Consider the following 14957-nt stretch of genomic DNA (forward strand, 5'->3'; position numbering starts at 1 on the left):
CTTACCCCAGCAACGAAATGTCGGCCACGCCCAGGAACAGCCCACGCAGACGGCTGAGCAGGGCATATCGGTTGGCACGTACCTTGGCGTCCTCGGCATTGACCATCACAGCCTCGAAGAAGGCATCGACCGGATCACGCAGGGCGGCAAGGCGCGCCAGCGACTCGCTGTACTGACGTGCAGCAGCCATCGGTTGCACAGCCTGATCGGCTTGCTGGATGGCCGAGTACAGCGAGAACTCGTTGGCATTGTCGAAGTACTTGGGCTCGACCTGTTCGGCGATGGCGCCTTCTGCCTTGCTCAACAGGTTCGACACGCGCTTGTTGACGGCGGCCAGTGCCTCGGCTTCGGGCAGCTTGCGGAAGGCCTGGACCGCCTGGACGCGCTGATCGAAGTCCAGTGCGGAACCTGGCTGAAGCGCGCGAACCGAGAGGTAAGTGGCGACGTCGATGCCTTCGTCTTCGTAACGGGCACGCAGCCTGTCGAAGATGAACTCCAGCACCTGGTCAGCCAACCCGGCAGCCTTGACCTTGGCCCCGTACTGCTTGACCGCGAACTGCACGGCACCGGTCAGGTCCAGGTCCAGCTGCTTCTCGATCAGGATGCGCAGCACGCCCAGTGCGGCGCGGCGCAGGGCGTACGGGTCCTTGCTGCCGGTGGGCAGCATGCCGATGCCGAAGATGCCCACCAGGGTATCGAGCTTGTCGGCGATGGCGACGGCAGCACCGGTCAGGGTCTGAGGCAATTCGGCGCCTGCACCGCGCGGCATGTATTGCTCGTTCAGCGCCAGCGCCACATCCTGCGGTTCGTCGTCGTTGAGCGCGTAGTAGTAGCCAGCGACGCCTTGCATCTCTGGGAACTCACCGACCATTTCCGTAGCCAGGTCGCACTTGGACAGCAAGCCGGCACGCGCGGCCCGTTGCGCATCGCCGCCAATCAAGGGCGCAATGAACGCTGCCAGTTTCGATACCCGCTCGGCCTTGTCATAGACCGTACCCAGCTGGGCCTGGAACACCACGTTCTTCAAGCGCTCGTTGAAGGTTTCCAGCGGTTGCTTCTTGTCCTGCTTGAAGAAGAACTCGGCGTCGGTCAGGCGTGGACGCACGACCTTTTCGTTACCCTGCACGATCTGCTTGGGGTCGCGGCTCTCGACGTTGGCCACGGTGATGAAGCGCGGCAGCAACTTGCCTTCGCTGTCGAGCAGGCAGAAGTACTTCTGGTTGTCCTGCATGGTGGTGATCAAGGCTTCTTGCGGCACCTCCAGGAAACGCTCTTCGAACGAGCACACCAGCGGTACCGGCCACTCCACCAGCGCGGTCACTTCGTCCAGCAACGCGGGTGGCACGATGGCGGTGCCTTCCTGCTGCATGGCCAGCTCGGCGGTACGTTTGGCGATCAGGTCGCGACGCTCGCTGAAATCGGCCAGCACATAGGCCTTGCGCATGTCCTCGACATAGTTGGCCGGGGCGCTGATGGTGACGCTTTCCGGATGGTGGAAGCGGTGCCCGCGCGATTGGCGGCCGGCCTTCTGGGACAAGAGGGTGCAGTCGACCACCTGATCGCCCAGCAGCATCACCAGCCATTGGGTCGGACGCACGAACTCTTCACGGCTTGCCGCCCAGCGCATGCGTTTAGGGATAGGCAGGTCGTTGAGCGAGTCTTCGACGATGGTCGGCAGCAGGCCCGCGGTCGCTTTGCCGGGGATGTGCTGGGAGAAGCGCAGCTTGGGGCCGCTACGGTCGATGTCGGCCAGCTCCACACCGCACTTCTTGGCAAAGCCCAGTGCAGCCTGGGTCGGCTCGCCTTCTGCGTTGAAGGCCGCCTGCAGGGGCGGGCCGTCGATGTTGATGCTGCGGTCAGGCTGCTGCACATCGAGTTGGCGGATCAGCACGGCCAGGCGGCGCGGCGCGGCGTAGACCGATTTGCCGGTGTAGTTCAGGCCTGCAGCTTGCAGGCCTTTTTCGATGCCGGCCAGGAACGCGTCGCCCAGGGTCGCAAGGGCCTTGGGTGGCAGCTCTTCGGTGCCCAGTTCTACCAGGAAATCTTGAGCACTCATTGTGCAGCCTCCAGCTTAGCCAACACTTCGTCACGCAGTTCGGGGGTCGCCATCGGGAAGCCCATGCGCGCACGGGCCTGCAGGTAGCTTTGCGCCACGTCGCGGGCCAGGGTGCGCACCCGCAGGATGTAACGCTGGCGCTCGGTCACCGAGATGGCACGGCGGGCATCGAGCAGGTTGAACGTATGGGATGCCTTGAGGACCATTTCATAGGTCGGCAATGGCAGTTCCAGCTTGATCAGGCGGTTGGCTTCACTTTCGTAGAAGTCGAACAACTCGAACAGTTTCTCGACGTTGGCGTGCTCGAAGTTGTAGGTCGACTGCTCCACTTCGTTCTGGTGGAACACGTCGCCGTAGCTGACCTTGCCGAACGGACCATCGGCCCATACCAGGTCGTAGACCGAGTCCACGCCCTGGATGTACATGGCCAGGCGCTCCAGACCATAGGTGATTTCACCGGTCACCGGGTAGCACTCGATACCACCGACCTGCTGGAAGTAGGTGAACTGAGTCACTTCCATGCCATTGAGCCAGATTTCCCAGCCCAGGCCCCAGGCCCCGAGGGTTGGCGATTCCCAGTTGTCTTCGACGAAGCGAATATCGTGCACCAGCGGGTCCAGACCGATGGCTTTCAGCGAGCCGAGGTACAGCTCCTGGAAGTTGGCCGGGTTGGGCTTGAGCACTACCTGGAATTGATAATAGTGCTGCAGGCGGTTGGGGTTTTCGCCGTACCGCCCGTCGGCAGGGCGACGGCTTGGCTGCACGTAGGCGGCGTTCCAGGTTTCTGGACCCACCGCGCGCAGGAAGGTGGCGGTGTGGAAAGTGCCGGCGCCTACTTCCATATCGTAGGGCTGAAGCACCACACAACCTTGCTCGGCCCAGTAGTTCTGCAGGGCGAGGATCAGGTCTTGGAAGGTACGCACGGCTGGCGTAGGCTGGCTCACGAAATTCACCTGTATCTGGGGATGCGGATGTAAAGAGCGGGAGTATAACCTGATTCGCCTCGCCCTCTACTCATTGGAGCCTTATGCCACGCTGCTTTTGGTGTACCGACGATCCGTTGTACCAGGCCTACCATGACCAGGAATGGGGAACGCCCCAGCGTGACCCGGCGTTGCTGTTCGAGATGCTTTTGCTCGAAGGGTTCCAGGCAGGCCTTTCCTGGATCACCGTGCTGCGCAAGCGCGAGCGCTATCGTGAAGTGCTGGAGGGTTTTGATCCTGCGAAACTCGCGGTGATGAGCGACGAGCGCATCGAGGCGTTAATGCAGGATGCCGGCATCATCCGCAATCGGCTCAAGCTCAAGGCTGCCAGGCGCAATGCCCAGGCCTGGCTGGCTGTGGATAACCCGGCCGAGTGGCTGTGGTCGTTCGTCGGTGGCGCCCCGAAGATCAACCATTTCAGCACCCGCAGCGAAGTCCCGGCGGTCACCGAACAAGCCCAAGCCATGAGCAAGGCGTTGCGCAAAGCCGGCTTCACCTTCGTCGGCCCGACCATCTGCTATGCCTTCATGCAGGCGACCGGCATGGTCATGGACCACACCACCGACTGTGATCGCTACGCCGACTTGTCCCACTGAAGGGTTACAATGCCCGTCTTGCTGAAATAAGGAACTCGCCTGTGGAAAAGTTCAAGGGCGCCCTGATGGTCGGGGTGCTGCGACTGTTCGCCAAGTTGCCTTGGGGTGCGGTGCAACGCGTCGGGGCCGGCATCGGCTGGCTGATGTGGAAAATACCCAATGGCTCGCGCAACGTGGTGCGCATCAACCTGGCCAAATGCTTCCCCGAGATGGACCCGGTTGCCCGTGAGCAACTGGTCGGCCAGGCCCTGCGGGACATCGGCAAATCCTTCGTCGAAAGCGCCTGCGCCTGGATCTGGCCTCCACACCGCTCGTTGGAGTTGGTCAAGGAAGTGCATGGGCTTGAAGTGCTGGAGCAGGCCCTGGCTTCTGGAAAGGGCGTTGTGGGCATCACCAGCCATTTGGGCAATTGGGAAGTGCTGAACCACTTCTACTGCAACCAGTGCAAGCCGATCATTTTCTACCGGCCCCCCAAACTCAAGGCGGTGGACGACCTGCTGCGCGAGCAGCGTGTGCAGATGGGCAACCGTGTGGCGCCTTCGACCAAGGAAGGCATCCTCAGCGTGATCAAGGAAGTTCGGCGCGGCGGCCAGGTCGGCATCCCGGCCGATCCCGAGCCGGCCGAATCGGCGGGTGTATTCGTTCCCTTCCTGGGCACTGAAGCGCTGACCAGCAAGTTCGTGCCGAACATGCTCGCCGGCGGCAAGGCAGTCGGGGTTTTCCTGCATGCCCTGCGCCTGCCTGACGGGTCAGGCTTCAAGGTGTTTCTGGAAGCCGCGCCGGAGGCGATGTACAGCACCGACGTGAACGAGTCGGCGGCCGCGATGAGCAAGGTGGTCGAGCGCTATGTGCGCGAGTATCCCAGCCAGTACATGTGGAGCATGAAGCGCTTCAAGAAGCGTCCGGCGGGTGAGGCGCGCTGGTATTGAGGCGCGCATCGCCGGCAGCGGCTGTCTGGCAGCCGACGTGTCGGCGACAGCGCACTCAGCGTTTGTCGAGTTTCTTGAGAAACACCGTCATTTCTTTCTCGGCCTGCTTGTCGCCATGGGCCTGCGCCGCCGCGATGCCATCTTCCCAGGCCTTGCGCGCCGCTGGCAGGTCCCCTAGTAACTGGTAGGCCTTGCCCAACAGCTTCCAGGCTGCCGAATAGGTGGGGTCCTGCTCGACACAGCGAGCCAGGTGCACGGCAGCCTGGGCACCATCGCCTTCGTCGAGCCACGCCTTGCCCAGGCCAAAGCGCAACAACGGGTTATCCACACCCTTGGCCAGCATCTTTTCCAACGATTGGCGCATGTCCTGCCTCCTAGAAGAAACTCAAGCCGACGTGGAACAGCTTCTCCACATCCCGAATGTGTTTCTTGTCCACAACGAACAGGATCACATGGTCACCTGATTCGATGACTGTCGTGTCGTGCGCGATCAGCACACTGTCGTGGCGAATGATGGCACCGATGGTCGTCCCCGGGGGCAGGGTAATGTCCTCGATCGCCTTGCCCACCACCTTGCTCGACTTCGCATCACCGTGGGCCACAGCCTCGATGGCTTCGGCTGCACCACGACGCAGCGAGTGCACGCTCACGATATCGCCACGGCGCACATGCGCCAGCAAGGTACCGATGGTGGCCAATTGCGGGCTGATGGCGATGTCGATTTCACCGCCCTGCACCAGGTCCACATAGGCCGGGTTGTTGATGATCGTCATGACCTTGCGCGCACCCAGGCGCTTGGCCAGCAGGGACGACATGATGTTGGCTTCGTCATCGTTGGTCAGGGCCAGGAAGATATCGGTGTCGGCGATGTTCTCTTCCAGCATCAGGTCTTTATCCGATGCGCTGCCCTGCAGCACCACGGTACTGTCCAGCGTATCGGACAGGTACCGGCAGCGTGCCGGGTTCATCTCGATGATCTTCACCTGGTAGCGGCTTTCGATGGCTTCGGCCAGGCGCTCGCCTATCTGCCCGCCGCCGGCGATGACGACACGCTTGTTGGTTTCATCGATACGGCGCAGCTCGCCCATGACCGCCCGGATGTCCTTCTTGGCGGCGATGAAGAACACCTCGTCATCGGCCTCGATCACCGTATCACCGCGCGGTGTGATCGAACGGTCACGGCGGAAGATCGCCGCCACCCGGGTTTCCACATTGGGCATGTGCGCGCGTATCTGGCGCAGCTGCTGGCCGACCAGCGGGCCGCCGTAATAGGCCTTCACGGCCACTAGCTGCGCCTTGCCCTGGGCGAAGTCGATCACCTGCAACGAACCGGGCTGTTCGATCAGGCGCTTGATGTAGTGGGTGACGACCTGCTCCGGGCTGATCAGCACATCGACCGGAATGTGGTCGTTGTCGAACAGCTCTTCACGGGTCAGGTAGGCCGACTCGCGCACCCGGGCGATCTTGGTCGGTGTGTGAAACAGCGAGTAGGCCACCTGGCACGCGACCATGTTGGTCTCGTCGCTGTTGGTCACGGCAACCAGCATGTCGGCGTCCTCGGCGCCGGCCTGGCGCAACACCGTCGGCAGCGACCCGCGCCCCTGCACGGTGCGGATATCCAGGCGATCACCCAGGTCGCGCAGGCGGTCGCCATCGGTGTCGACCACGGTGATGTCGTTGGCCTCGCTGGCCAGGTGCTCTGCAAGCGTCCCGCCCACCTGGCCGGCGCCCAGGATGATGATCTTCATCCGCTACTCTCCAGTGTGCTCAACCGCGCGAGGCGGCAATCTTGATCAGCTTGGCATAGTAGAAACCGTCGTGGCCGCCTTCCTGAGCCAACAACTGGCGTCCATGCGCCTGGCGCAGGCCCGCTTCGGTGGCCAGGTCCAGCTCGCGTGCGCCTGGCGTGCGTGCCAGGAACGCGCCGATGACCTCGGTATTCTCGGTCGGGAGGCTGGAGCAGGTGGCGTACAGGAGCATGCCGCCCACCTCCAATGTCGGCCACAGGGCATCGAGCAACTCGCCTTGCAAGGCCGCCAGCGGCGCGATGTCTTCGGCCTGGCGGGTGAGCTTGATGTCTGGATGACGACGGATTACGCCAGTCGCCGAGCAAGGCGCGTCCAGCAGGATGCGCTGGAACGGTTTGCCGTCCCACCAGCTGGCCGTGTCGCGGGCATCGCAGGCGATCAGCTCGGCGTCGAGCTTCAGGCGGTCGAGGTTTTCCCGCACGCGTACCAGGCGCTTGGCTTCAAGGTCGATGGCCACCACGTGAGAGAGCCCGGCTTGGGCTTCAAGCACATGGCAGGTCTTGCCCCCAGGGGCGCAGCATGCGTCGAGCACGCGTTGACCGGGCGCCAGGTCCAGCAGGTCGGCGGCCAGTTGCGCGGCTTCGTCCTGGACGCTGATCCAGCCCTCGGCAAAGCCTGGCAGACCGCGTACGTCCCGCGGTTCGGCCAGCACGATACCGTCACGGCTGTACGCGCAGGCCTGGGCCTGGACGCCTGCATCGGCGAGCAGCTTCAGATAGCCGTCGCGGCTGTGGTGGCGGCGGTTGACGCGCAGGATCATCGGCGGGTGCGCATTGTTGGCGGCGCAGATGGCTTCCCACTGATCCGGCCAGAAGGCCTTGAGCGCCTTCTGCAGCCAGCGTGGGTGCGCCGTGCGCACCACAGGGTCGCGCTCCATGTCGGCCAGCATCGCTTCGCCGTCGCGCTGAGCACGGCGCAGCACGGCGTTCAGCAGCCCCTTGGCCCAGGGTTTTTTCAGCTTGTCGGCGCAGCCTACGGTTTCACCAATGGCGGCGTGAGCCGGGATGCGTGTATAGAACAACTGGTACAAGCCAATCAGCAACAATGCCTGCACGTCGGCATCGGCGGCCTTGAAGGGCTTTTGCAACAGCTGCGCTGCCAGCAGGTCCAGGCGCGGCTGCCAACGCGCGGTACCAAAGGCCAGGTCTTGGGTCAGCCCGCGGTCGCGGTCCTCGACCTTGTCCAGTTGCGCGGGCAGGGAGCTGTTCAGGGAGGCCTTGCCGCTGAGCACAGCGGCAAGGGCACGGGCGGCAGCCAGGCGTGGGTTCATTGGCCGAGCACCTTGCCTGGCGTGAATTTCTCTTTGCGGCTGTTGAACAGGTCAGCGAAGGCCAAGGCTTTACCGCCAGGCAACTGCAGGCGGGTCAGGCTGAGCGCCTGCTCGCCGCAAGCCACCACCAGGCCGTCTTTGCTGGCCGCCAGGATTTCACCGGGTGCGCCCTGCCCTGTGGCCAGGCACGCACCCAGCACCTTCACGGTTTCCCCGTCGAGCGTGCTGTGGCAAATCGGCCAGGGGTTGAATGCCCGGATCAGGCGCTCCAGCTGTTCAGCGGGCAGCGACCAGTCCAGACGCGCCTCGTCCTTGTTCAGCTTGTGCGCATAGGTGGCCAGGGCATCGTCCTGTACCTCGCCGTGCAAGGTGCCATCGGCCAGCCCGGCGACGGCCTGGATGACGGCCGGCGGTCCCATTTGCGCCAGGCGATCGTGCAGGCTGCCGCCGGTATCAATGGCGTTGATCGGGGTGACGACCTTGAGCAGCATGGGGCCGGTGTCCAGGCCCGCTTCCATGCGCATGACGGTTACGCCGCTTTCGGCATCGCCCGCCTGCACGGCCCGCTGAATCGGGGCCGCCCCGCGCCAGCGTGGCAGCAGGGACGCATGGCTGTTGATGCAGCCAAGGCGCGGGATGTCGAGCACCGCCTGGGGCAGGATCAGGCCGTAGGCAACCACGACCATCAGGTCGGGTTCCAATGCTGCCAATTGTGCCTGGGCCTCGGCATTGCGCAGGCTCGGCGGCTGCATCACCGGGATGTCATGGGCCACGGCCAGCGCCTTGACGGCGCTGGGCATCAGCTTTTGACCGCGGCCTGCCGGGCGATCGGGCTGCGTGTAGACGGCCACGACTTCGTAAGGGCTGTCGAGCAGGGCCTTGAGGTGTTCGGCGGCAAACTCGGGAGTGCCTGCAAAGACGATGCGCATGGTGTTCTCGCTGCAAAAAGAAAAAGGCTTGCCGGAGCAAGCCTTCTGGGAGGTGGGAATCAGGCTTGCTGGCGGTGCTGTTTTTCCAGCTTCTTCTTGATTCGATCCCGCTTGAGCTGCGACAGGTAGTCGACGAACAGCTTGCCATTGAGGTGATCGAATTCGTGCTGCACGCACACCGCCAGCAGGCCTTCGCATTCCAGCTCGAACGGTGTGCCGTCGCGATCCTGGGCCTTGACCCTGACACGCAGGGGCCGGTCTACGTTCTCGTAGAAGCCCGGCACCGACAGGCAGCCTTCCTGGTACTGGCCCATGTCATCGGTCAGTTCCTCGACCGACGGGTTGATGAAGACGCGTGGCTCGCTGCGGTCTTCGCTGAGGTCCATCACCACGACTTGCTGGTGCACGTTGACCTGGGTCGCAGCCAGGCCGATGCCAGGGGCTTCGTACATGGTTTCAAACATGTCGTCGATCAGCTGGCGCAGGGCGTCGTCGAACGCCGTCACCGGTTTGGCGATGGTGCGCAGGCGCGGGTCCGGGAATTCGAGAATGTTCAAAATGGCCATAAGGTCAGGCAGTCACTGTGCGTTTGGTTGAAAACTGAACACACATAATAAAGGGAAACGCGGACTTCGGCACCTGGCAAGCTCGTCTAGGGTGACTATTGGCGTGATAGCCCCCAGCCAATGGACAGCTTTTCAAAGTGTTACTCACAGAGTTATCCACAGGTTGCGCAGCCTGAATCAACCGTTTTGCATCAAGGATGATTGCCGATGTCTGATTGCTCCTTATCCACTTGCCCACCTGCGGAACTGGAGGCGCGCTTGCGCCTGCATTGCCTTCCCGAGACCGGCTTGCGACGCTTTTCTACGCTGATCGAGGCCTTCGGAAGTGCCTCATCGGCGCTCAGTGCCCCCGGCTCGGCCTGGCGCGCACTGGGCATTCCCCATGCCAGTATCGATGCAAGGCGCAGCCCTGAAGTGCGGGATGCGGCCAGTGCCGCAATGCGCTGGCTAGAGCGTCCGGGCCAGCAATTGCTGATGTGGGACAGCCCAGACTACCCCCCGCTGCTCGCCGAAATCGACGACGCCCCGCCGCTGCTGTTCGTGACGGGGAACGCATCGCTGCTCAGCCGCCCGCAGTTGGCGATCGTGGGCAGCCGCCGCGCGACGCCGCCGGCGGTGGACACGGCTGGAGCGTTTGCCAGGTACCTTGCCCAGGCAGGCTTCGTCGTCACCAGCGGCCTGGCAGTAGGCATTGATGGCGCCGCTCACCGCGCCGCGCTGCAGGCTGGAGGGGCCACGATAGGCGTACTGGGCACAGGGCTCGAAAAACTTTATCCACAGCGGCACAAGCAGTTGGCCGAGGCGATGATCGACAACGGCAGTGCACTGGTGTCGGAGTACCCGCTCAACGCCGGGCCGCTGCCGGCTAACTTCCCCCGGCGCAACCGCATCATCAGCGGTCTTTCGTTGGGTGTGCTGGTGGTCGAGGCCAGCTTGGCCAGTGGCTCGCTGATCACGGCGCGGCTCGCCGCCGAGCAGGGCCGGGAGGTCTATGCCATTCCAGGCTCCATTCACCATCCCGGCGCCAAGGGTTGTCACCAGCTGATCCGCGACGGCGCACTGCTCGTCGAAAGCGTCGGGCAGATACTCGAAACCCTGCAAGGCTGGCAGAACCTGCCCCCGGCCCGTGCGGACACGTTCGATCACCCGCTGCTGGCGCTATTGCACGCTGCACCGCAGACCACCGAAAGCCTGGCCCATTGCAGTGAGCAGCCGCTGGCAGAGGTGCTGGCGCAGCTCACCGAACTGGAGCTCGATGGCCGGGTCAGCAATCAAGCGGGGCGTTGGTTTGCCCGCTCGGGCTGAGTAAACTGCGCCCAGGCAACATTCCCAGTGGAGAAACATCAATGGTGAGCAGTTTTCGTGTGCAACAAGCCGCACGTGAGATCCGGGCAGGCGCAGTGATCGCCTATCCGACGGAGGCGGTCTGGGGCCTGGGCTGCGACCCATGGAACGAGGATGCGGTCTATCGGCTGCTGGCACTGAAGTCGCGGCCTGTGGATAAAGGGTTGATCCTGGTCGCCGACAACATCCGCCAGTTCGACTTCCTGTTCGAAGACTTCCCCGAAGACTGGATCGACCGAATGGCCAGCACCTGGCCTGGGCCCAACACCTGGCTGGTGCCGCATCAGGATCTACTGCCTGAATGGGTGACCGGGCAGCACGACACCGTAGCGCTTCGCGTCAGCGACCACCCGGTGGTACGCGAGCTGTGCGCATTGGTCGGGCCGCTGATCTCCACGTCGTGCAACCCTGGCGGGCGCCCTGCGGCGAAGACCCGGCTGCGGGTGGAGCAGTACTTCCATGGGCAACTGGATCTGGTACTGGGCGGGGCGTTGGGTGGGCGGAAGAACCCGAGCCTGATTCGCAATCTGGCTACCGGCGAGGTAGTACGGCCGGGTTGATGCACCTGCTCACCAGGCTTGGGCCGAGTGCCTGAGCCATCCCCCATATGACCCCTTGGTTTTTTCTGATTTTTGCCAAGGCGGTTGTTTGATATTCGGTTTGGGAAATATCCTACGAGCCGCGTCCCCTGCCATCACCTTTTCAGTAGGAACCGCTGCCCGTAGGCTTCAACCGTCGCTGAATAACTTGGCGATCGGGTGTGGTAACCCGGGTTCAGGGTGATCTTGGCAGTCCATGGCGGCTGTTCGCAGGAGGCTTCGTGCCTGCTGGGTTTTAGATCTCCCACCCGGTTTACCACCCTGCGTACAGCTGCCACCCATTCGTGTGGTAACGACTGGTTGGGGCCATGAAGCGAGATCTAATGATGAAGAAGATCGTCCCCGATCCACCCCTTCCCTCCACTTCCACCCATCCATTCGGCCGCTGCGACGCAGGCCACCAGCCGCTGTTTGCGGTTAACCCAGACATCTCAGCCGAAGACGCCCTGGTGCATGTCGCCCTGTATCTGCGCTGTGCGTACGAAGCCGGCTACAAGGCCCTGGACCACATGCGCGAAGAAGGTCGTGGCCTGTTCTGGTCCAATCTGCACGCCGTTGAAATGGCAGAAGGCGTGGTCGAGGCCATCTTGAATGGCATCGAGTCGAATCCGCCGTCGCAGAAGAAGGTGTGAGGGCTGACAGGTGTCCGCCTTTAGGTTTTTAGCGCCTGTGAAATCGAGCGCCGCCCGCGCGGCGCTTCGCGGGGCAAGCCCGCTCCCACATTTGTTGCAACGTGCCGAACCTGTCAGGCCATGGTTGCCCGCCTTGGTGTATGGCTTGAGGCAGGCGGCGGCATCAATGCCCGCCTTGAAATCCAGTCATGCCAGCAAGGCTGACAACCATGGACTTACAGGCGTGGTCGCGTTGCAACGGATGTAGGAGCGGGCTTGTCCCGCGAAGCGCCGCGTGGGCGGCGCTCGATCTGCGCAACACTGCAAAAACCAAGGCAAGCATCTGGTCGCCATAACGCGACCTTCTGCCAATCAAGGCAACAAAATAGTAGACCCCACGGTCCGCCGCGCCGACAGCTCGCTCTGGGCCTTGGCCGCTTCGCTGAGCGGGTAGCGTTGCTGGATATCCACCGTCAGCTGGCCGCTGGCAATCATGGCAAAGAGGTCATCGGCCATGGCCTGGGTGTTCTCGGCGTTGTTGGCGTAAGTCGCCAGCGTCGGCCGAGTGACGTACAGCGAGCCCTTCTGCGCCAGAATCCCCAGGTTCACCCCACTCACCGCGCCCGAGGCATTGCCGAAGCTCACCATCAACCCCCGCGGTTGCAGGCAATCGAGCGACGTCAGCCAGGTGTCGGCACCCACGCCGTCATACACGACTGGGCATTTCTTGCCGTCGGTCAGCTCCAGCACCCGTTTGGCGACATCCTCGTGGCTGTAGTCGATGGTGGCCCAGGCGCCCAAGGCCTTGGCCCGCTCGGCCTTTTCGGCAGAGCTCACGGTGCCGATGAGTTTGGCGCCCAGCGCCTTTGCCCACTGGCAGGCCAGCGAACCAACGCCGCCTGCGGCCGCATGGAACAGGATCACATCGCCAGGCTGCACAGCGTAGGTCTGCTTGAGCAGGTACTGCACGGTCATGCCCTTGAGCATGACGGCGGCAGCCTGCTCGAAGCTGATGGCTTCTGGCAATTTGACCAGGTTGGCCTCAGGCAGCGTGTGCACCTCGCCATAGGCGCCCAATGGGCCCCCGCCATACGCCACACGGTCGCCGACCTTCAACCGTGACACGCCTTGGCCCACGGCCTCGACTACCCCTGCGCCTTCGGTGCCCAGGCCCGAAGGCAGGGACGGCGGCGCGTACAACCCGCTGCGGAAATAGGTATCGATGAAGTTCAAGCCCACAGCATGGTTGCGCACGCGCACGTGCTGAGGCCCAAGGTCGGCGGGTTCGAAGTCCACCCACTGCAGCACTTCGGGGCCGCCGTGCTGGCTGAACTGGATACGCTTGGCCATCTCGTACTCCTGGATTGGGGATCGGGAAAGGGGCTTCTATCGGACGCCTTTGCTTGACTGCCGTCAACTGCGGGGCGCTGGCAGGCGGTGTTATGCTACGCGCCACTTGTTTCCTGCCCGCTCCTGGTGACCCGATGATTAGCCGCACCGAGGCTGTGAAAGCCTATCTGCTCGATTTGCAAGACCGCATCTGCTCAGCCCTGGAACGCGAAGACGGCGGCGCCCGCTTCGTCGAGGACGCCTGGGTGCGCGAAGCCGGTGGCGGGGGCCGTACGCGGGTGATCGGCGAAGGCACCGTCATCGAGAAAGGCGGGGTGAATTTCTCCCATGTGTTCGGCACCGGGTTGCCGCCTTCGGCCAGCGCCCATCGACCGGAGTTGGCTGGGCGCGGTTTCCAGGCGCTCGGAGTGTCGCTGGTGATCCACCCGCACAACCCGCACGTGCCTACTTCCCACGCCAACGTTCGGTTTTTCATCGCCGAAAAGGAAGGCGAAGAGCCGGTCTGGTGGTTCGGCGGTGGCTTCGATCTGACGCCGTATTACGGCGTGGAGGAAGACTGCGTGCACTGGCATCGAATCGCTGAACAGGCCTGCGCCCCCTTCGGCGCCGATGTGTACCCACGCTACAAGGCCTGGTGCGACCGGTATTTCCATCTCAAGCACCGGGGTGAGCCCCGTGGCATCGGCGGGCTGTTCTTCGATGACTTGAACGAATGGGACTTCGATACCTGCTTCGCCTTCATCCGTGCCATCGGCGACGCGTACATCGACGCGTACCTGCCCATCGTGCAGCGCCGAAAAGGGACGGCCTATACCCCACAGCAACGGGAATTCCAGGAGTTTCGCCGGGGCCGCTACGTCGAGTTCAACCTGGTCTATGACCGTGGCACGCTATTCGGGCTGCAGTCTGGTGGGCGCACCGAGTCCATCCTCATGTCGCTGCCACCGCAGGTACGCTGGGGCTACGACTGGAAACCCGCGCCAGGCAGCGAAGAGGCACGGCTGACCGAGTACTTCCTGCAAGACCGTGACTGGCTCGGCCAGTAAGCCTGTAACCATTCAAGGAGCCGTCATGGACCAGTACGTCGTTTTTGGCAACCCGATCGGCCACAGCAAGTCGCCGCTGATTCATCGCCTGTTCGCCGAACAGACCGGCCAGGACCTGGAGTACGCCACGCTGCTGGCGCCGCTGGATGACTTCAGTGACTGCGCGCGCGGCTTCTTCAAGCAAGGCAGCGGTGGCAACGTTACCGTGCCATTCAAGGAAGAAGCCTATCGCCTGTGCGACAGCCTTACCCCGCGCGCACGTCGCGCAGGTGCGGTGAACACGCTCAGCAAGCTGGCCGACGGTACCTTGCAGGGTGACAACACCGACGGTGCGGGACTGGTCCGTGACCTCACCGTCAATGCCGGTGTTGAACTGGCAGGTAAACGCATCCTTGTCCTCGGTGCCGGCGGCGCCGTGCGCGGGGTGCTGGAGCCGCTGCTGGCACACAACCCGCAGTCACTGGTGATCGCCAACCGCACGGTGGAGAAGGCCGAACGCCTGGCCGAGGCGTTCGATGAACTGGGGCCGGTGGTGGCCAGTGGGTTCGCCTGGTTGCAAGAGCCAGTGGACCTGATCATCAATGCAACCTCGGCCAGCCTGGCCGGTGAGCTGCCACCGATTGCCAGCAGCCTGATCGAACCCGGGCGCACGGTGTGCTACGACATGATGTATGGCAAGGCGCCAACGCCGTTCTGCCAGTGGGCCGCCCAACATGGCGCCGCCAAGGTGCTGGACGGTCTGGGGATGCTGGCCGAACAAGCAGCCGAAGCCTTTTATGTGTGGCGCGGCGTGCGGCCGGACACTGCACCGGTTCTCGCTGAACTGCGCCGCCAACTGGCGCGGGGCTGACCGCCAGCTGGGCTACTGAG

General features: G+C 63.3%; 15 protein-coding genes. 7 read left to right on the top strand and 8 right to left on the bottom strand.

The features are described from left to right. Position 1: 1 nt before the first annotated feature. Positions 2-2056, bottom strand: a complete 2055-nt coding sequence (gene glyS / locus NMB38_RS00115) for a glycine--tRNA ligase subunit beta (protein WP_028686817.1) — start codon at positions 2054-2056, stop codon at positions 2-4. After that, positions 2053-3000 (bottom strand): glycine--tRNA ligase subunit alpha, encoded by a 948-nt coding sequence (gene glyQ, locus NMB38_RS00120; RefSeq protein ID WP_023532379.1) that lies wholly within the window; start codon positions 2998-3000, stop codon positions 2053-2055. The genes glyS and glyQ overlap by 4 nt, the downstream gene beginning before the upstream one ends. Before the next feature lie 83 nt (positions 3001-3083). Here glyQ and NMB38_RS00125 point away from each other — a divergent pair, with 83 nt between their 5' ends. Further along, a complete protein-coding gene (locus NMB38_RS00125; RefSeq protein WP_027913291.1) occupies positions 3084-3635 on the top strand; it encodes a DNA-3-methyladenine glycosylase I in 552 nt (183 codons plus the stop codon). Positions 3636-3676: 41 nt separating this feature from the next. Further along, positions 3677-4564: a lysophospholipid acyltransferase gene (locus NMB38_RS00130; protein WP_027913290.1), complete on the top strand. Its 888-nt coding sequence runs from the start codon at positions 3677-3679 to the stop codon at positions 4562-4564. Positions 4565-4619: 55 nt separating this feature from the next. Here the strand turns inward: NMB38_RS00130 and NMB38_RS00135 are convergent, their stop codons facing one another. From NMB38_RS00135 to def, 5 genes are read right to left on the bottom strand one after another with little or no spacing between them, the layout of a single operon-like run. Beyond that, on the bottom strand, positions 4620-4928 hold the full coding sequence (locus NMB38_RS00135; RefSeq protein ID WP_027913289.1) for a tetratricopeptide repeat protein: 309 nt from the start codon (positions 4926-4928) through the stop codon (positions 4620-4622). A 10-nt stretch (positions 4929-4938) separates the two neighbouring features. Continuing rightward, positions 4939-6312: a Trk system potassium transporter TrkA gene (gene trkA / locus NMB38_RS00140; protein ID WP_027913288.1), complete on the bottom strand. Its 1374-nt coding sequence runs from the start codon at positions 6310-6312 to the stop codon at positions 4939-4941. Positions 6313-6331: 19 nt separating this feature from the next. After that, positions 6332-7642 carry a 16S rRNA (cytosine(967)-C(5))-methyltransferase RsmB gene (gene rsmB, locus NMB38_RS00145; protein WP_028686818.1) on the bottom strand — a complete coding sequence of 437 codons (1311 nt, stop codon included), beginning with the start codon at positions 7640-7642 and terminating at the stop codon, positions 6332-6334. Then, entirely contained in the window at positions 7639-8571 is a 933-nt protein-coding gene (gene fmt / locus NMB38_RS00150; RefSeq protein ID WP_028686819.1) for a methionyl-tRNA formyltransferase, read from the bottom strand. The genes rsmB and fmt overlap by 4 nt, the downstream gene beginning before the upstream one ends. 59 nt (positions 8572-8630) lie before the next feature. Then, complete coding sequence (def, locus tag NMB38_RS00155; RefSeq protein WP_023532616.1) at positions 8631-9137, bottom strand: peptide deformylase; 507 nt, start codon at positions 9135-9137, stop codon at positions 8631-8633. 207 nt (positions 9138-9344) lie between these two features. Here def and dprA point away from each other — a divergent pair, with 207 nt between their 5' ends. The 3 genes from dprA (at position 9345) to NMB38_RS00170 (ending at position 11712) form a co-directional block, all read left to right on the top strand. Beyond that, positions 9345-10442: a DNA-processing protein DprA gene (gene dprA, locus NMB38_RS00160; protein ID WP_027913285.1), complete on the top strand. Its 1098-nt coding sequence runs from the start codon at positions 9345-9347 to the stop codon at positions 10440-10442. A 41-nt stretch (positions 10443-10483) separates the two neighbouring features. Then, positions 10484-11041: an L-threonylcarbamoyladenylate synthase type 1 TsaC gene (gene tsaC / locus NMB38_RS00165; RefSeq protein ID WP_027913284.1), complete on the top strand. Its 558-nt coding sequence runs from the start codon at positions 10484-10486 to the stop codon at positions 11039-11041. 362 nt (positions 11042-11403) lie between these two features. Continuing rightward, positions 11404-11712 (top strand): DUF3077 domain-containing protein, encoded by a 309-nt coding sequence (locus NMB38_RS00170; protein WP_242810560.1) that lies wholly within the window; start codon positions 11404-11406, stop codon positions 11710-11712. 351 nt (positions 11713-12063) lie between these two features. Here NMB38_RS00170 and NMB38_RS00175 read toward each other — a convergent pair whose 3' ends face one another. Further along, a complete protein-coding gene (locus tag NMB38_RS00175) occupies positions 12064-13041 on the bottom strand; it encodes an NADPH:quinone reductase (RefSeq protein ID WP_028687744.1) in 978 nt (325 codons plus the stop codon). Positions 13042-13175: 134 nt separating this feature from the next. On the opposite strand from NMB38_RS00175, the gene hemF reads away from it, so the two are divergent. Continuing rightward, complete coding sequence (gene hemF / locus NMB38_RS00180) at positions 13176-14087, top strand: oxygen-dependent coproporphyrinogen oxidase (protein WP_023532527.1); 912 nt, start codon at positions 13176-13178, stop codon at positions 14085-14087. 25 nt (positions 14088-14112) lie between these two features. Further along, a complete protein-coding gene (aroE, locus tag NMB38_RS00185) occupies positions 14113-14937 on the top strand; it encodes a shikimate dehydrogenase (protein WP_028687745.1) in 825 nt (274 codons plus the stop codon). Positions 14938-14957 lie beyond the last annotated feature (20 nt).

This window comes from Pseudomonas sp. FBCC-B35 (genome assembly GCF_059133755.1).